The organism is Nocardioides sp. Root1257 (genome assembly GCF_001425175.1).
Taxonomy (GTDB): domain Bacteria; phylum Actinomycetota; class Actinomycetes; order Propionibacteriales; family Nocardioidaceae; genus Nocardioides.
The window spans coordinates 728,104-745,568 of the sequence record NZ_LMDV01000009.1; the positions used below are offsets into that span (position 1 = coordinate 728,104).

Below are 17,465 nucleotides of genomic sequence, written 5' to 3' on the forward strand. Positions count from 1 at the left end.
GCCCACACCCTAGAGGTTGAGCGCGTCGATGATGGACGTCTCCGCGTCGGCGAGGTGCTTCTCGAGGAAGGTCGAGGCGCCCTCGACGTCGCCGCGCTCGAGCAGCATCACCAGCGCCGTGTGGCTGTCGGCCTGGTCGTGGGCGTTGCGGCGGATCCGGTCGACCTGGGCGAGCGCGAGCTTGAGCTCGACCATCAGGCTCTCGGCCATCGCGACCAGCCTCGGCGAGTCGGTCAGGCCGACCAGGGAGACGTGGAAGGCCAGGTGCCGCTCGTTGAGCTCCTGGTACGACGCCCCGGAGCGCACCGCGCTCGTGTAGCGGACCAGGGAGCTGCGCACGGCGTCGCGCAGCTCCTCCGACGCGCTCGGCCAGCGGCGTACGCCGGCGCCCTCCAGCACCCAGCGGGCGCGGCAGACGTCGCGCACCGAGTCGGCGGCCGGCGCCGAGACGCTCACGCCCCGGTTGGGCTCGCGGGTGGCGAGGCCCTCGGCGACCAGTACCGCGAGCGCCTCGCGGACCGTCGGGCGCGAGACGCCCAGGGACGCCGCGAGTGCCACCTCGCGCAGCGCCGTGCCCGACTCCAGCTCGCCGTCGAAGATCGCCCGGCGCAGCTCGTCGGCGACCCGGTCCACCGTCGAGGCGAGCTCGAGGTGGAGGGAGCTGAAGGGCTCGGGCTCGGCGGTGGACATGGGGACATTGTGCTCTACACTCGCCATGTCAGATTGTCAGACAATCATGCAATCTCGCCACGGGGTCTGCGAAGGGGTGTTCATGGAGCTGTCCTGGGGTCGTGACTACGTCATGGTCGAGCCGACGCACTTCCGCGTCGAGTACGTCATCAACCCGTTCATGGACCCCTCCGACCAGCCCGATCCCGAGCTGGCGATGGCCCAGTGGCGCACCCTGGTCGAGACCATCGAGCGCCTCGGCGGCACCGTCGAGGCGCTCCCGCAGCGCGCGGACGCCCCCGACATGGTCTACGCGATGAACCTCGGCCTGGTGCTCCAGCGCGAGGACCGCGACGGGCACGTGTCGGGGCACGTCGTGATGTCCCACATGCGCTACCCGCAGCGGCGGATGGAGACCGAGTCGGCGCAGCCCTGGTTCGCCGAGCACGGCTTCGCGACGTCGTACGTCGGGCGCGAGGGCGTCGGCGCGCACCTGGAGGCCGGCGACGCGTTCGCGTTCGGCGACGCGCTGGTCGTGGGCTATGGCCCGCGCACCGAGGAGCTCGCCCTCAAGCACCTGGCGACCGACCTCGGCATCCGGGTCCGCGGCCTGCGGATCACCCACCCCGGGATGTACCACCTCGACCTGGCCTTCTGCCCGCTCGACGACCGTCGCGCGCTGGTCTGCCCGGCCGCGCTGGACGAGGCGTCCGCCGCCGCGCTGCTCGCGATGGTGCCCGAGCCGCTGGTGCTCACCGAGGAGGAGGCGCTGACGACGTTCTGCGCCAACTCGATCGTGATCCCCCAGGAATCAGGTGGAGCGACCGTCGTGATGCCCGCCTGCCCCGACCGGGTGCGCACCCAGCTCGAGGAGTGGGGCTTCGAGGTCGTGCTCCTCGACCTCTCCGAGTTCCACAAGGGCGGCGGCTCGATCCGCTGCCTCACCAACCCCGTCGACGTCCGGATCGGCCGGGACCTGCCCGCCGTCCCCGGCGGCGAGGTCGTGCTCCCGCCGGTCCAGGGCTGACAGACCGGCGACACGCCGACGGGTTTCACCGGCTGGCCGCCGAGACCCGCACGGCACGCCGTGAGCGATCGGCGGGTCCTGCGGGTTCTGGTCGACAGGTTCGGGGCGGAGGCGGTCGACCGGGTCCGCGGCGGTCCAGGTCGGCTCGGCGGTCCAGCTCAGCTCGCCGACACGGGCTCCCGGTCGCGCGACCGCGAGAAGCGGCGGTTGGCGGCGTACAGCACCAGGGCGACGGCCCAGGACAGCAGGCTCAGCAGCAGCTGGGAGCGGGTGTCGTCCTTGATCGCCATCTGCACGAGGATCGCGAGGATGCCCGCGATCGCGGCGATGGTGAGCACGGGGTAGGCCCACATCTTCACCACCAGCTCCTCCGCGGGCGTCTGGCGACGCAGCACCAGCTCGCTGATCGCGATGAGCAGGTAGACGAAGAGGATCACGGCGCCCGACGAGTTGAGCAGGAAGAGGAAGACGGTGTCGGGGGAGACGTAGGCGGCGATCACGCACAGGAAGCCGACCACGGTCGACGTCAGGATCGCCGCCGCCGGGACGCCGCGCGAGCTGATCCGGGTCAGGGCCCGCGGCGCCTCGCCGCGGTCCGCGAGCACGAACACCATCCGCGACGCCGTGTAGAGCCCCGAGTTGAGGCACGACAGCACCGCCGTGAGGACGACGGCGTTCATGATGTCGTCGGCGTGCGGGATCCCCATCTGCGTGAACGCGGCGACGTACGGCGAGTCGCCGAGCTCGTTGTCGTCCCACGGGACGATCAGCACGAGCAGGATCATCGAGCCGACGAAGAACGTCGCGACGCGGAGGATCACGGACTGCGTCGCGCGGGCGACGGCCCGCTCGGGGTCGTCGGACTCGGCCGCGGCCACGGTGGCGATCTCGGCGCCGACCATCGAGAAGACGACCACGACGATGCTGGAGAAGATCGCCCCGACGCCCATCGGGAAGAAGCCGCCGTGGCTGGTCATCAGGCTGACGTCGAAGTCCTTGTCGGGCCAGAAGCCGACGACGTACAGGGTGCCGAGGACGAGGAACGCGATGATCGCCAGCACCTTGATGCCGGCGAACCAGTACTCGAACTCGCCGTACGAGCGCACCGAGGTCAGGTTGGTCGCGGTCATCAGCACCATCAGGCCGAGCGAGACCAGCCACAGCGGGAGGTCGATCCAGTAGCGCACGATCTCGGCGCCGGCGACCGCCTCGAAGCCGACGACGATGACCCAGAAGTACCAGTAGAGCCAGGCCGTCGAGAAGCCCGCCCAGCCACCGAGGGCGGTGCGGGCGTACTCCGAGAACGACCCGGTCGTGGGGTTGGCCGTGGCCATCTCCCCGAGCATCCGCATCACCAGGATGATGAGCACGCCCGTGATCGCGTACGACAGGAACGCCGACGGGCCGGTCTGGGTGATCACCGCGCCGGAGCCGACGAACAGCCCGGCGCCGATCACCCCGCCGATCGCGATCATCGTCAGGTGGCGCTGCTTGAGGCCGCGCTGGAGGGTGGGTGCGTCGGGCTCGGTGGTCGTGCTCATCACCGAGCCGTGCCCGGAATCCTCCCGGGCCACACCTCGGGGCGGGGGTCGGGCGGGGTCAGGTCGTCGGTGCCCAGTTGCCGTGGAAGCCGGCGGGCACGCGGCCCGGGAGGTGCACGGCGGCGACGTCCTCGAGGGTCTCGGCATCGAGCAGGACGAGATCGCTGCGACCGGTGCCGGCGTCGAAGACGTAGCCCATCAGGATCCCGTCGTCCTCGGCCGCGTCCGGCGCGGAGGGCACGAAGCAGAACTCGCTGACCTCGCGGCCCGCGCCGAGGCGGCGCTCGGTGGTGGTACCGGAGACGACGTCGTGCTTGAGCACGGTGTCGCCGGTGCGTACGCCGGCGGCCGCCACCCCCGCGGCGTACCCGAAGCGGTGCCGACGGCCCGTGAGCCGCTCGTCGTAGCGCGGGAACTCCTGGCTGTGCTCGTCGAAGCGGTGCTCGCGCACCTTGCCGGCGACGGTGTCGATCGTGAAGCGGGTGAGGTAGGCCGGGCCCTCGTTGGGGCCGGTGAAGTCGGTGGCGAACATCCGGTCGTGGCGCACCACGTCGATGACGACGTCGTCGCCCTCCTCGTAGGCGTTCAGCGTGTGGAAGACGTAGCAGGGGTCGATCTCGAACCAGCGCACGTCGGCGCTGGTGCCCTCGCGCGGCAGCAGGCCGATCCGGGCCGGGTAGTCGGCGTCCCACGAGTACGGGAGTGTTCGTGCGGCGCCGCCGCGCAGGGTCGTGTCGATCTGACGGTCGGTCACCGGTCGGGGCGGCTCGCCCGCGACCATGCCGAGGTCGAAGGTGACCGGGAGGTCGTAGACGACGAGGTAGTGCTCGGTCAACGCGCAGTCGTGGATCATCGGGCTGCCCGTCACCTCGATCTCGGTCTGCTGCCGCACGCGCCCGTCGGTGCCGACGACGGAGTAGTCGACGAGGTTGCCGCGCGCCCAGTTGTAGGAGACCGCGTGCAGCTCGCCGGTCGCCGGGTCCTCGTGGGGGTGCGCCGAGTAGCCGCCGGTCACGGTGCCGAGGTCGCAGGGCCCGACGGTGTCGAGGTCGTGGGTGAGCTCGTACGGCTTGCCGCCGGCCTCGACGATCGCGAGCGTGCGACCGGCGTGCTCGAGCACGTTGGTGTTGGGCGGGAAGTCGTCGCCCTGCGCGCGGACGTAGCGGTTGCGGTACCACCGCGCGTGCCCGTCCTCGAGGCGCACGCCGTGCACCATGCCCTCGCCGAGGAACCAGTGGTAGCCCTCGCCGGGGTCGGTCGCGGGGTTCGGGCCGATCCGCAGGTAGCGGCCGTCGAGGTGGTCGGGGACGGAGCCGGTGACCTCGAGGTCGAAGGCCGTGAGCTCCTCGTGCACAGGTGCGAACGTGTCCTGCAGGTAGCGGTTCATCTCGGCGCCTCCATAACGCTGTTATCCCGAGACCATAACGCCGTTATGGCAGGCTGGCAACGTGTCCACGGAGCCGAGCGAGACCGACGTACGACGTCGCCTGATCGAGGTCGCGGCCGACATCCTGAGCGAGGACGGTCCGGCGGCGCTGAGCGCGCGCCGCCTCGCCCGCGACGCCGGGACGTCGACGATGGCCGTCTACACGCACTTCGGCGGGATGCCGGGCCTGGTCCGGGCGGTCGTGGCCGAGGGGTTCGCGCGGCTCTACGCCCGGGTGGCGGAGGTCGAGCGGACCGACGACCCGCTGGCGGACCTGGTGGCGTCGTCGGTGGCCTACCGGGCGCACGCCCTCGCCGACCCGCACCTCTACCTGGTCATGTTCGGGTCGGCGTCCCTGGGCGAGTACCGCCTGACCCAGGCGGAGCTCGAGGTCGGCCTCGCGGCCTTCGACCAGCTGGTCGCGGTCGTGCAGCGGGTCATGGACGTCGGCGCGATCCGGCCGGGCGACGCGGCGGCCGTGGCCGGCCAGTTCTGGGCGGCCCTGCACGGCTACGTGATGATCGAGCTCAGCGGACTGAGCCACGTGGTCGAGGATCCCGAGGCCCAGATCCTGCAGCCGTTGCTGGCCAACCTGCTGACCGCGCTGGGCCCCTGAGTCAGGGGCAGCCGGCGGGGATCCGGAAGGTCGTGCCGGTGCTGCCCCGGTCCGGCCCGCTCAGCGTGACGACGGCCTTGCGGTAGGTCCGCAGGCCCTTGCCCTCACCGTGCGTGCAGACGACCGGCTTGCTCAGCGTCACGGTCGCTGTACGACGCTTCGGCGGCGAGCAGGAAGCGCAGTCGCTGACGTAGACGCCCTCGGCGACGGTCGTGGCGCTGCCCCAGTCGTCCCAGGCCAGCTTCTTCAGGTAGGGACCGGCATTCGCGGACAGGTAGATCGTCCTCGGCTTCGCGTAGCCGTGCGCGTACATGTTGAAGAGGACGGTCCTCGGGGTGTCCGAGGTCGCCGGAGCCGAGGCGGCGGTCAGGCCCGAGAAGGCGAGAGCGAGCGCGGTCAGGAGCACCGCAACGGTTCGGCGAGAGGTCATGGCCGGAGCGTAGGGCTCGCGCTGACCCTCGCGGGACGGCTTGCGGCAACCTAGTGGGTAGCCTCGGCGACGTGTTTCCGGTCGGCGGCGTGGGGGTGATGCTGCTGCTCGTCGCGGTGTCCGGCCTGCTCTGCGTCCTGCTGGCTCTGGCCCTCCGGCGACGGCTCGGCTGGCTGTCGGCGCTGGCGATCGCCGGGTTCCTGTGGTCGATCGCGATCATCGGGTCGATCACCCTGATCCCGGCCAACGGCGCCCCCGGCGTCGTCTACGCGGAGGGGCGGCTCACCACCTGCTCGTGGGACATCGGTGGGCCGGCGCCGGACGGGTTCTGGATCTTCTCGGGTGGTCAGCGACTGCTGAACACGGTCGTCTTCGTCCCGGCCGGCGTGCTGCTCGTGCTCGCCTGCGCCCGCTGGCGGATCGCCTGGGTCCTGGTGCCGCTGGGCCTCGTCGGCCTGGCGGGCTACTCCATCGGCATCGAGGCCACCCAGCTCGCGTTGGCCCGCATCGACCGTGCCTGCGACGTCACCGACGTCATCGACAACGTCACCGGCGCCGTGCTCGGCGTCGCCCTCGGCATCGTGCTCGCACTCCTGCTGCGCCCCTGGCGTCACCGCCGACGGGCCTGACTATGGTGCTCGGATGAGCACTCCGCAGCCGCGCGCGACCGTGGCGGAGATCCCGCCGTACGTCGCAGGCAAGCCGCCGACGGTCCGACCCGGGATGACGTCGTACAAGCTGTCCTCCAACGAGAACCCCTACCCGCCGCTGCCCGGCGTCGTCGAGGCCGTGCAGGCGGGGGTCGCGGCGATGAACCGCTATCCCGACATGGGGAGCGCCGGGCTGAACGCCGCGCTCGCCGAGACCTTCGACGTGCCGGCCGAGCACCTGTCGGTCGCCACCGGGTCGGTGGGGCTGATCTACCAGCTGGTGCAGGCGTTCTGCGATCCCGGCGACGAGGTCGTCTTCGCGTGGCGCTCCTTCGAGGCCTACCCGATCGCGATCACCGCGGCAGCCGCGACGTCGGTGCAGGTGCCGGTGCTCGCCGACGGTCGGCACGACCTCGACGCGATGGCGGCCGCGATCACCGACCGCACCAAGGTCGTGCTGGTCTGCACGCCCAACAACCCGACCGGCCCGGCCGTCACCCAGGCCGAGCTCGACGCCTTCCTCGCCCGGGTGCCGTCGCACGTCCTGGTCGTCGTCGACGAGGCCTACCTCGAGTTCGTCCGGATGGACGACGCCGTCGACGGCATCGCGACCTACCGCCGCCACGACAACGTCGTGCTCACCCGCACCTTCTCCAAGGCGTACGGGCTCGCCGGCTTCCGGGTCGGGTACGCCGTCGCGCCCGCGCCGATCGCGGCGGCGCTGCGCGCGGTGTCGCTGCCGTTCGGCGTCTCGACGATCGCCCAGGCGGCGGCGGTGGCGTCCCTCGAGCGGCGTGCCGAGCTGCTCGAGCGGGTCGACGCCCTGGTGGCCGAGCGGGACCGGGTCGTGGCCGGGCTGCGCGAGGTCGGCTGGGACGTGCCCGAGCCGCAGGGCAACTTCGTGTGGTTCGAGCTCGGTGAGCGCACAGGCGACTTCGCGGCCGCCGCCGACGAGGCCGGCATCACCGTGCGGCCGTTCGCCGGCGAGGGCTGCCGGGTGTCGATCGGGGAGCCCGAGGCCAACGACCGGCTGGTGTCCGTCGCTGCCGGCTTCACCCGCTGACGGCAGCGGGCTCGAGCGCTCGTGACGGGCGCCGGTCGAGCTCGCGCCAGTGCGGGTCGACCGCCGGCAGCATCGTGACGACGAAGTAGGCGACGCCGACCGCCAGGAGGGCGGGCGTGAGCCCGACGCCGGAGACGAGCAGGCCGCCGAGCACGCCGCCGAAGGGGATCAGCGCGAAGCACATCGCGGTGGTCAGCGCGGAGACCCGGCCGGTGAGGTCGGTGGGGATCCGCTCGAAGATCACCGCCCCGAGGATCGGGTTGATGAAGCCGGCCGCGAAGCCGGCGACGGCACAGGTGCCGACCACGAGCCACACGGGTGAGTCGAGCGCCATCACCACGAAGCGGGGTGCGCCCGCGAGGAGGAACGCCACGAGGTACGTCGTACGCCGGGGCATCCGGGCGCCCCAGGCGGACGCGCAGAGCGCACCGACCGCGGCACTGCCGCCGAAGAACGCGAAGAGGAGGGCGACGCCGCTGGCGCTGCCCACGACCTCCTTGGACCACACCGGCACCAGGACGGTGATGTAGGCGGCGTCGAGGAGGTTGGTCAGCGCGACCATCACGGTGATGCCGAGCAGCACCCGGTCGCCCCGGAGGAAGTCCCAGCCCGCGCGGAGCCGGGCGCCGTACGACGCCGGGTCGTCCTCCTCGTCGCTCCCGACCTTGCGGAGCGTGCGTGTCGTGGCGGCCAGGACCGCGGCCGACGCGCCGAAGGACAGGGCGTCGACGAGCAGCGCATCGGCGGCCCCGATCGCCGCGACCAGCCCGGCGGCCCCGGCCGCACCGAGGAGGCCGGCGGTGCGCTCGACGGTCGAGTGCAGGCCGGTCGCCCGCTCCATCGGCACGTCGGCGGCGGCCACGACCGCCGGGGTCAGGGCGGCCTTGGCGGCGTCGCCCGGCCCGCGGAGCGCGCCCGCGAGGGCGACCAGCACGAGCAGCACGGGGAAGGTCAGCATCCCGGCCTCGTGCAGGAGCGGGATCGCGCCGACCGCGGCCACGGAGGCCACGTCGCACGCGATGCTCACCCGGCGCGCGCCGACCCGGTCGATCACCGGACCGCTGAGCACCTTGAGCACGACCAGGGGCAGCATCTCGGCGAGCGCCACGAGACCGGTCCTCGTCGGGCTGCCCGTCGTGGTCAGCACGAACCACGGCAGCGCGATCATCGACACCCGGGTGCCGGTGAGCGAGATCGCCTCGGCGGTCAGCCAGCCGTAGAGCGGGCGGCGCGAGCTCACTGCTCCGCCTCGCCCGCGCCGACCTTGCCCGGATAGGGGAACGCGTTCAGCTGGAGCACGTACGGCGCGGCCTCGTCGTCGTCCTCCTCGTCGATCTCCTTCATCGCCTCGACGAGCTGCGCGATGACGGCGCGGGCCTTGCGCGGGGTCAGCCGCACCACCCAGTCGCTGTACGTCGTCGCATCCCGCCACTCCTCCGGCAGCAGCGGCAGCTCCTCCACGGAACGCTGCAGCCGCTCGGTGGTGACCACGACGACGGACTGCAGGTAGGCGTCCAGGGTGTCGCGCGCCTCGGGCTCGGCCGGCCCGGCGGTGTCCGTCGTGGTGCTCTGGTGGGCGGCCTTCCACCAGCGGTCGCGGGCGTTGCCGCGCTCGGCGTCCTCGACCACGAAGCCGTGCTGGGCGAGCTGGCGCAGGTGGTAGGACGTCGCGCCGGTGTTGAGCCCGAGGCGGGCGGCGAGGGTGGTCGCCGTCGCCGGCCCGTCGATGCGCAGCATGCCGAGCATCCGCACCCGTACGGGGTGGGTGAGCGCCTTCATCTGCTGGGGCGACGGGGTGATCGAGGTCAGGTCCACCTGGTCACCGTACGACTGCAAACATCACTTTGCAAACAGTTCTTTGCAATGCGTGGACCCGGGCGGATGAGGAGGACAGCCGGCCGGTACGGTCGCCCGCGTGCTCGTCCCGTCCGTCGCCCTCGCCGCGGTGCTCTTCTCGCCCGCGGTGGCCCCGCCGCCCAGCCCCGCCGAGACGGCGCTGGACCGGATGACGCTGACCCAGCAGGTGGGCCAGCTCTTCATGGTCGGGACGCCCGCCGACGAGGTCGACACCCGGACCCGGGCGCAGATCGGCCGCTTCCACGTGGGCAACGTGATGCTGACCGGCCGCAGCCACCACGGGGTGCGTCCGCCGGCCCGGGTCGCGCGCACGATGCAGGCCCAGGTGTCGAGGCGATCGACCTCCGGCGCCCGCCTCTTCGTGGCGACCGACCAGGAGGGCGGCCTGGTCCGGGTGCTCCAGGGCCCCGGCTTCTCGCCGATCCCGACCGCCCTCGAGCAGGGGCGCTGGCGGCCGAGCCGCCTGCGCGCGGCCGCCCGGCGGTGGGCGGGCGAGCTGCGCCGCGCGGGCGTCAACCTCGACCTGGCGCCGGTGCTCGACACCGTGCCCGGCCCTCGGGCCGCACGCCGCAACCCGCCGATCGGCGTCTTCGACCGCGAGTACGGCTACACGCCCCGGGCCGTCACCCGGCACGGGCTGGCGTTCGTGCGCGGCTTCGCCGACGGCCGGGTCGCGACCGCGGTCAAGCACTTCCCCGGGCTCGGGCGGGTGCGCGCCAACACCGACACCAGCAGCCACGTGACCGACTCGGTCACCCGTCGCCGCGACCCCTACCTCGCGCCCTTCCGGGCGGCGGTCGAGGCGGGCGCGCCGTTCGTGATGATGTCGACGGCCGTCTACACCCGCCTGGACCCGCGCCGGCCCGCGGCCTTCTCGCCGTACGTCGTCGGCACGATGCTGCGCCGCGACCTGGGCTTCGACGGGGTGGTGATCTCCGACGACCTCGGCGGGGCGCGCCAGGTGGCCGGCGTCTCGCAGGGGCAGCGGGCGGTGCGGTTCGTCGCGGCCGGCGGCGACGTCGTGCTCACCGTCCACCCGGGCACCCTGCCGGCGATGTACCGCGCGGTGCTCCAGCGGGCACGCTCCGACCAGGCCTTCCGTGCGCAGGTGCACGCCTCGGCCCTCCGGGTCCTCACCGCGAAGCAGCGCCAGGGTCTCCTCTGACCGCCACCCGCCGGACGGGTTACCTCCCTGCAACGCATCACGGGCAGGGTGGGGGCCATGTCGGTCAAGGTCGCACTCGAGCATCGGACCACCTACACCTTCGCGGAGCCCGTGAACGTGGCCCCGCACGTGGTCCGGCTGCGGCCCGCGCCGCACGCGCGGACCCCCATCGAGGCCTACTCCCTGACCGTCAGCCCCAAGAACCACTTCCTCAACTGGCAGCAGGACCCGTTCGGCAACTGGCTGGCCAGGCTCGTCTTCCCGGAGAAGGTGACCGAGCTCGACATCACCGTCGGGCTGGTCGCCGACCTGATGGTGATCAACCCGCTGGACTTCTTCGTGGAGGAGTACGCCGAGCAGTTCCCGTTCGCCTACGAGCCCAGCCTCGCGGCGGACCTGGCGCCGTACCTGCGCCCCGTCGACGACAGCGAGGCCGCCGCCACGTGGCGCGAGGCGCTGCCGCCGCTGCCGGAGGACGGCGTGCCGATCGTGCAGTTCCTGGCCGGCCTCAACGCGGCCGTGCACCGCGACGTCGCCTACTCCGTGCGGATGGAGACCGGGGTGCAGACCCCCGACGAGACGCTGCGCATCGGGATCGGGTCGTGCCGCGACAGCGCCTGGCTGCTGGTCAGCCTGCTGCGCCAGCACGGCCTGGCCGCCCGGTTCGTCTCCGGCTACCTGGTCCAGCTCGCCGCCGACCCTGACAGCATGGTCGGCCTGGACGGGCCGACCGGGACGGCGCAGGACTTCACCGACCTGCACGCCTGGGCCGAGGTCTTCGTCCCCGGCGCCGGGTGGATCGGCCTCGACCCGACGTCCGCGCTCTTCGCCGGCGAGGGGCACATCCCGCTCTCGGCGACCCCGCACCCCAGCGCCGCTGCCCCGATCGAGGGCGCCACCGACCCGGTCGAGGTGAGCTTCTCCTTCCACAACGAGGTGCGCCGCGTCCACGAGGACCCGCGCGTGACCCGGCCCTACACCGACGCCCAGTGGGCGCGCATCGACGCGCTCGGCGAGGCGGTCGACGAGCGCCTGGTCGCCGGCGACGTCCGCCTGACGATGGGCGGCGAGCCGACCTTCGTCTCGCGCGACGACGCCACCACGCCGCAGTGGAGCACCGACGCCGACGGCCCCGAGAAGCGGACGCTCGCGAACGACCTGGCCGACCGGCTCCGCCAGGTGTACGCCACCGGCGGGGTCGTGCACCGCGGCCAGGGCAAGTGGTACCCCGGCGAGCCGCTGCCGCGCTGGAACATCGCGCTCCAGTGGCGCACCGACGGCGTCCCGCTCTGGGAGGGCCCGGACCTCTTCGCGGATCCGTGGGGGGACTCGGCAGGCTCGACCAGCGGAGAGCGGGACGCGGAGCAGGACGCCGAGGCGCTGGCCCGCCGGGTGACCGAGAGCCTCGGGCTGCCGCCGGAGCAGCTGCGCGCGGCGTACGACGACCCGCTGGCCGCGCTGGTGACCGAGGTCCGCAAGCCCGTGGGCGACCCGGCCGACGAGGGTTTCGAGACAGGACTTCGTCCTTCCTCAACCACCGAGATCGTCACGGCGATGGACGCCGACGTCACGGAGGTGCGCGGCTGGGTGCTCCCCATCGCCACCGGCGAGGACGACTGGACGAGCCCCGCCTGGCGCTTCCGTCGCGGCCGGCTGGTCCTCACCCCGGGCACCTCGCCGGTGGGCCTGCGGCTCCCGCTCGACGCGATCTCGTGGACCGATCCGGAGGCGCCCGACCAGCCGTCGTACCTCGAGGCCGGCCCGCCGCTGCGCCCCGTCGTACGAGCGGTCCGGCTCAGCGACCCCGAGGGGGCGCCGACCACGGCGCTCACCTTCGAGGCACGCGACGGGCACGTGCACGTCTTCCTGCCGCCGACCGAGCGGCTCGAGGACTACACCGACCTGCTGCGGCTGGTCGAGGTCGCCACCCGGCGGATCGGCTGCCCGGTGGTCCTCGAGGGCTACGGTCCGCCGCCGGACCCGCGCCTCACCCAGCTCGTCGTCACGCCCGACCCCGGCGTCATCGAGGTCAACGTCCAGCCCACCGGGAGCTGGGCCGAGCAGCGCGACCTCACGACGACGCTGTACGACGCGGCGCGGCACTGCGCCCTCACGACCGAGAAGTTCGACCTCGACGGGCTGCACACCGGCACCGGCGGCGGCAACCACATCACCCTCGGCGGCACCCAGCCGGTCGACTCCCCGCTGCTGCGCCGGCCCGACCTGCTCGTCAGCCTGATCACCTACTGGCAGCGGCACCCGTCGCTGTCCTACCTCTTCTCCGGCCGCTTCATCGGCCCGACCAGCCAGGCGCCGCGCTTCGACGAGGGCCGGCCCGAGGCCGTCTACGAGATGGAGATCGCGGCGGCCGAGATCGCCCGGCTGGTGGCCGAGCAGGCCGAGGAGGGGGGCGAGCCGCGACCGTGGCTCGTCGACCGGGCGCTGCGGCACCTGCTGACCGACCTGACCGGCAACACCCACCGCGCGGAGTTCTGCGTCGACAAGATGTACAGCCCCGACTCCTCCCGCGGCCGGCTCGGGCTGCTGGAGCTGCGCGGCTTCGAGATGCCGCCGCACCCGCAGATGGCGCTGGTCCAGGCCCTGCTGGTGCGCAGCCTGGTCGCGATGTTCTGGGAGCGGCCGCTCACGGGGCAGCTGGTGCGCTGGGGCACCCGGCTGCACGAGGACTTCCTGCTGCCCGAGGGCGCCACCAGCGACATCGCCGAGGTCGCCGCCGACCTGCGAGCCTTCGGCATCCCGTTCGAGGACGCGTGGCTCGACCCGTTCACGGAGTTCCGCTTCCCACGGATCGGACTGGCGACCCTCGGCGACGACATCACCCTGGAGCTCCGCTCGGCCATCGAGCCCTGGCACGTGCTGGGCGAGGAGGCGACCGCCGGCGGCACCGCGCGCTACGTCGACTCCTCGGTCGAGCGCCTCCAGGTGCTGGTCCGTGGGATCGACCCCTCCCGGCACCTCGTCACGTGTCAGGGTGTCCCGGTGCCCCTGACCGCGACCAGCGACGGCGCCCTCTACGCCGGCGTGCGCTACCGCGCCTGGCAGCCGTGGTCGGCCCTGCACCCGTCGATCCCGGTGCACGCACCGCTGCGCTTCGACGTCGTCGACGTCGTGGCCGAGACCTCGCTGGGCGGCGCGACGTACCACGTGGTCCACCCGGGGGGTCGCTCCTACGACCACCCACCGGTCAACGCCCAGGAGGCCGAGGCCCGTCGCCTCGGCCGGTTCGAGCCGCGTGGTCACACCTCCGGCCGGATCGACGTCGCAGCGGCGCTCGACGCCGGTCGCCGGGCCGCGACCGAGGACTACCCGCGGACCCTCGACCTGAGGCGGGTGCCTCCCGGATGAGGGTGCCGCGATGACCGTGCTGCGCGACTACGCGGCGACGGTCACCCAGCCGACGCTCGGCGGCGCCGCCCGCTACGACGAGGTGGTCGCCCCCGACGGCTCGCTGCGCCCCGCGTGGAAGGGGCTGGCCGAGGTCGCGGTCGGGATCACCGAGGCCGACCTGCGTCGCGTGCAGGCCGAGATCGGCCGCTTCCTCTCCGACGACGGCGTGACCTACGCGCGGCCCGGCCGCGGGCACGGGCGCTGGCGGCTGGACCCGGTGCCGCTGGTGATCGACGCCGCCGCCTGGGCTCCCGTCGAGGTCGGGCTCGCGCAGCGGGCCGAGCTGCTGAACGCGATCCTCGTCGACCTGTACGGCGACCAGCGGCTGCTCTCCGAGGGCATCGTGCCGGCGGCGGTGGTCTTCGGCCACGGCGGCTACACCCGGGTCGTGGCCCGCCCCGAGGCGATCGACCCGCGACCCCTGGTCCTGGCCGCGACCGACCTCGGTCGCGACGCCGACGGTGCCTGGAGGGTGCTCGGCGACCGGGCCCAGGCGCCCTCGGGCATCGGCTACGCGATGGAGAACCGCCGCGTCATCTCCCGGGTGATGCCCGAGCTCTACCGCGAGGCCGGCCTGCACCGGATGGAACCCTACTTCTGGGCGCTGCGCTCCGCGCTGATCCAGTCGGCGCAGGGTGACCTGGCCGACCCGCGGGTCGTGGTGCTCTCGCCCGGCACCCACTCGGAGACGGCCTACGACCAGGCGTTCGTGGCCTCCGCGCTCGGCTTCCCCCTCGTCGAGGGCAGTGACCTGGTCGTCCGCGACGGGTGGGTCTACCTCCGGGCACCGGGCCGGCTCGAGCGGGTCGACGTGATCCTGCGCCGGGTCGACGCCGCCTGGAGCGACCCGCTGGAGCTGCGCGGCGACTCCCAGCTCGGCGTCGCCGGCCTGGTCGAGGCCGTACGCCGCGGCCGCGTGCGGGTCGTCAACGGGCTCGGGGCAGGCGTGCTCGAGAACCCCGGGCTGCTGCCGTTCCTCCCGGCCGCCTGCGAGGCGCTCCTCGGCGAGCCGTTGCGGCTCGACTCGGTGCCGACCTGGTGGTGCGGCGATCCCGACTCCCTCGACCACGTGCTCGACCGGCTCGACGCCCTCACCGTGACCGAGATCGACGGCCGCCCAGAGACCCTCGCCGACCTCTCGACGGACGACCTCCGCGCGCGGGTGCTCGCGGCGCCGTACCGCTTCGTCGGCCAGGAGCGGCTGCCGCTCTCGCAGTCGCCGACCTGGTCGCGCGGCGGCACCCGGGCCGTGCCGGTCACGCTGCGCACCTTCACGCTCCGCTACGGCTCCGCCTACCGACCGCTCGTCGGAGGCATGGCGAGCGGCTGGCTCGATGCCACCACCCCGACCAGCAAGGACGTCTGGGTGATCAAGGCCAGCGCCGGCGACGCCGACCAGGGGCTGACCGGCGTGCTGCCGATGACGGCGAGCCGCTCGGTGCCGATGACGGTGCCGCGCGTGCTGGAGGACATGTTCTGGTTCGGCCGGTACGCCGAGCGCGTCGAGGACCTGCTGCGGCTGGTGCTCGCCGCGCACACCCTCGCCGAGGACTTCCGCACCCGGCCGCGCTCCACCGGCGGCGCGAGCCTGGCGGTGCTGATGGCGGCCGTGCACCGGATGGCCGGACCGCCGCCGGCCGGCCTCGAGGACGGTGCCGGCGCCTACGACGCCGACTTCCGCTCGCTGCTGCTCGACGGCGGCCGCGCCGGTGGCGTCGCCTACGGCCTCGACGGCCTGCGCGACGCCCTGCGCGGGGTGCGCGACCAGCTCTCGCCGGACACCTGGCGCGCGTTCGGCGCCACCGACCGTGCGGTCGAGGCCCTCGAGGGCAGCCGGCACAGCCACCAGGTCGCCGAGAGCGCAGGCCGGATGCTGAGCGGGATCCTCTCGCTCCAGGGCGTCACCGCGAGCATGATCCGGGACCCCGGGTGGCACGCGATCGGCCTCGGTCGCGCGCTCGAGCGCGCCCTCCAGGTCTGCCACCTGCTGGCGGCCACCACGACCGAGCGGCGCGGCATCGACGTCGACCGCGAGGTGCTGAACGCGCTGCTGGTCTCGACCGAGAGCGCGGTCACCCACCGCCGCCGCTACCGCGGCTACGTGCGGCCCGCCGGCGTGCTCGAGCTGCTGCTCATGGACGCCGAGAACCCCCGCTCCATCGCCTTCTCCCTCGCGGCCGCACGCGAGCACCTCGTCGCGCTGCCCGCGTCGACGGGCTCGTCACGTCCCGAGCGGCTGCTGTCGGACCTGCTCGACGAGCTCGCCGCCGTCGACGTGGCCGAGCTGGTCACGATCGGCGGCGTCGAGCGGCCCCACCTGGTCCGCTTCCTCGACGTCTTCCAGGTGTCGCTGGAGAGGGTGGCCGACGCCGTCGCCGAGGTGCACTTCGCCAGCGGACCGCCGCCGCGGCCGCTCGGCTCGCTCGGGCTCTCGCTGGTCTCGGAGGCCGGGTCATGAGGGCTGAGTCATGAGGTACGTGATCGACCACGCCACGACCTACGGCTACGACGACGACGTCACCGACAGCCTCGGCGTCGCCCACCTCGTGCCGCGCGCGCTGGCGTCGCAGACCGTCGCCTCGGCCGACGTCGAGGTCACGCCGGCGCCGGTGGACCTGTCCCACGACATCGACTGCTACGGCAACACCGCGACGTACTTCCAGGTGACACAGCCCCACCGCGAGCTGGTGGTCCGGGGTCGCAGCGACGTCGAGGTCACCGTCCCGGCGTACGACGAGACGGCACTGGCGACGCCCTGGGAGCAGGCCCGGCCGCTGGTCGACCCGTCCCTGCCCGGTGGCTGGCGGGCCACCGACTTCGCACTGCCCTCGGCGGCGGTCGAGCACACCCCCGAGGCGCGGGCGTACGGCGCGGAGTCGCTGCGGCCCGGCCGCCCGATCGGTGCGGCCGTCACCGACCTGATGCACCGCATCCACGCCGACTTCGAGTACGACGCGACGGCAACCACCGTGACGTCGACGGTGGCCGAGACCCTGCGCGAGCGGGCCGGGGTCTGCCAGGACTTCGCGCACCTGACGATCGCCTGCCTGCGCACCCACGGGCTCGCCGCCCGCTACGTGAGCGGCTACCTGGCCACCGAGCCACCTCCGGGCAAGGAGCGGATCGTCGGCGCCGACGCCTCGCACGCGTGGGTCGCGGTGTGGCTCCCCGGGCGCGACGGCGGGGTGGACGAGTGGCTCGCGATCGACCCGACCAACGACCAGTGGGTGGGCGACCGCTACGTGACCGTCGCCTGGGGTCGCGACTACGGGGACGTGCCGCCGGTGAAGGGCGTCATCTTCACGGAGGCGACGACATCCACGCTCGATGTCTCGGTGGACGTCGAGCCGGTCTGAGCCAGGTCCCTCTAGAGCTTGGTCATCTTCCGGTACGGGCTCGCGACCCGCACCGTCTGGTCCCGGAAGTCGACCGTGACGGCGTCCGACTCCAGGCTGACCACCCGGCCGACGCCGTACGAGTCGTGCGAGACCAGGTCGCCCGCCTCGAAGTTCTCGATCGGGAGTTCGACCTTGGGCTTGAAGGGGCTGCTGGCGAGGTGTCGGCCTCGGGGCCCGGATGAAGTGCTCACTGTCCTCTGAGTATGCGCCTCCGA

15 protein-coding genes are annotated in these 17,465 nt (G+C 73.1%); 8 read left to right on the forward strand and 7 right to left on the reverse strand.

What is annotated here, in order from left to right; translation table 11 throughout:
* Positions 1-9 precede the first annotated feature (9 nt).
* The gene (locus tag ASC77_RS17580) at positions 10-690 is read right to left on the reverse strand and encodes a GntR family transcriptional regulator (RefSeq protein ID WP_056155904.1); all 681 of its coding nucleotides are present in this window, start codon (positions 688-690) and stop codon (positions 10-12) included.
* Positions 691-772: 82 nt separating this feature from the next.
* On the opposite strand from ASC77_RS17580, the gene ASC77_RS17585 reads away from it, so the two are divergent.
* Positions 773-1,696, forward strand: a complete 924-nt coding sequence (locus tag ASC77_RS17585; RefSeq protein WP_056156580.1) for a dimethylarginine dimethylaminohydrolase family protein — start codon at positions 773-775, stop codon at positions 1,694-1,696.
* 158 nt (positions 1,697-1,854) lie between these two features.
* Here the strand turns inward: ASC77_RS17585 and ASC77_RS17590 are convergent, their stop codons facing one another.
* Positions 1,855-3,237, reverse strand: a complete 1,383-nt coding sequence (locus tag ASC77_RS17590; protein ID WP_056155908.1) for an amino acid permease — start codon at positions 3,235-3,237, stop codon at positions 1,855-1,857.
* Positions 3,238-3,295: 58 nt separating this feature from the next.
* Positions 3,296-4,624, reverse strand: a complete 1,329-nt coding sequence (locus ASC77_RS17595; RefSeq protein ID WP_056155910.1) for a carotenoid oxygenase family protein — start codon at positions 4,622-4,624, stop codon at positions 3,296-3,298.
* 61 nt (positions 4,625-4,685) lie between these two features.
* Between ASC77_RS17595 and ASC77_RS17600 the strand changes: the two genes are divergently transcribed.
* Complete coding sequence (locus ASC77_RS17600; RefSeq protein ID WP_056155913.1) at positions 4,686-5,279, forward strand: TetR/AcrR family transcriptional regulator; 594 nt, start codon at positions 4,686-4,688, stop codon at positions 5,277-5,279.
* Position 5,280: 1 nt separating this feature from the next.
* Here ASC77_RS17600 and ASC77_RS17605 read toward each other — a convergent pair whose 3' ends face one another.
* Positions 5,281-5,709 carry a hypothetical protein gene (locus tag ASC77_RS17605; RefSeq protein ID WP_156391155.1) on the reverse strand — a complete coding sequence of 143 codons (429 nt, stop codon included), beginning with the start codon at positions 5,707-5,709 and terminating at the stop codon, positions 5,281-5,283.
* A gap of 71 nt (positions 5,710-5,780) precedes the next feature.
* Between ASC77_RS17605 and ASC77_RS17610 the strand changes: the two genes are divergently transcribed.
* Positions 5,781-6,338 (forward strand): VanZ family protein, encoded by a 558-nt coding sequence (locus ASC77_RS17610; RefSeq protein ID WP_156391156.1) that lies wholly within the window; start codon positions 5,781-5,783, stop codon positions 6,336-6,338.
* Positions 6,339-6,351: 13 nt separating this feature from the next.
* Complete coding sequence (gene hisC / locus ASC77_RS17615) at positions 6,352-7,422, forward strand: histidinol-phosphate transaminase (protein ID WP_056155922.1); 1,071 nt, start codon at positions 6,352-6,354, stop codon at positions 7,420-7,422.
* Here hisC and ASC77_RS17620 read toward each other — a convergent pair.
* Both ASC77_RS17620 and ASC77_RS17625 read right to left on the reverse strand, forming a co-directional pair.
* Entirely contained in the window at positions 7,412-8,662 is a 1,251-nt protein-coding gene (locus tag ASC77_RS17620) for an MFS transporter (RefSeq protein WP_056155925.1), read from the reverse strand. The genes hisC and ASC77_RS17620 overlap by 11 nt on opposite strands.
* On the reverse strand, positions 8,659-9,237 hold the full coding sequence (locus ASC77_RS17625; RefSeq protein ID WP_235547773.1) for a winged helix-turn-helix domain-containing protein: 579 nt from the start codon (positions 9,235-9,237) through the stop codon (positions 8,659-8,661). The genes ASC77_RS17620 and ASC77_RS17625 overlap by 4 nt, the downstream gene beginning before the upstream one ends.
* Positions 9,238-9,337: 100 nt before the next feature.
* Between ASC77_RS17625 and ASC77_RS17630 the strand changes: the two genes are divergently transcribed.
* The 4 genes from ASC77_RS17630 to ASC77_RS17645 are packed head-to-tail and all read left to right on the forward strand — an operon-like array spanning position 9,338 to position 17,208.
* Positions 9,338-10,444 (forward strand): glycoside hydrolase family 3 N-terminal domain-containing protein, encoded by a 1,107-nt coding sequence (locus tag ASC77_RS17630; RefSeq protein WP_056155929.1) that lies wholly within the window; start codon positions 9,338-9,340, stop codon positions 10,442-10,444.
* 57 nt (positions 10,445-10,501) lie between these two features.
* Positions 10,502-13,810, forward strand: a complete 3,309-nt coding sequence (locus ASC77_RS17635) for a DUF2126 domain-containing protein (protein ID WP_056155932.1) — start codon at positions 10,502-10,504, stop codon at positions 13,808-13,810.
* Positions 13,811-13,820: 10 nt separating this feature from the next.
* Entirely contained in the window at positions 13,821-16,310 is a 2,490-nt protein-coding gene (locus ASC77_RS17640; RefSeq protein ID WP_056155936.1) for a circularly permuted type 2 ATP-grasp protein, read from the forward strand.
* A 10-nt stretch (positions 16,311-16,320) separates the two neighbouring features.
* Positions 16,321-17,208 (forward strand): transglutaminase family protein, encoded by an 888-nt coding sequence (locus tag ASC77_RS17645; RefSeq protein WP_056155939.1) that lies wholly within the window; start codon positions 16,321-16,323, stop codon positions 17,206-17,208.
* 11 nt (positions 17,209-17,219) lie between these two features.
* Here ASC77_RS17645 and ASC77_RS17650 read toward each other — a convergent pair whose 3' ends face one another.
* Entirely contained in the window at positions 17,220-17,441 is a 222-nt protein-coding gene (locus ASC77_RS17650) for a hypothetical protein (protein ID WP_056155942.1), read from the reverse strand.
* Positions 17,442-17,465 lie beyond the last annotated feature (24 nt).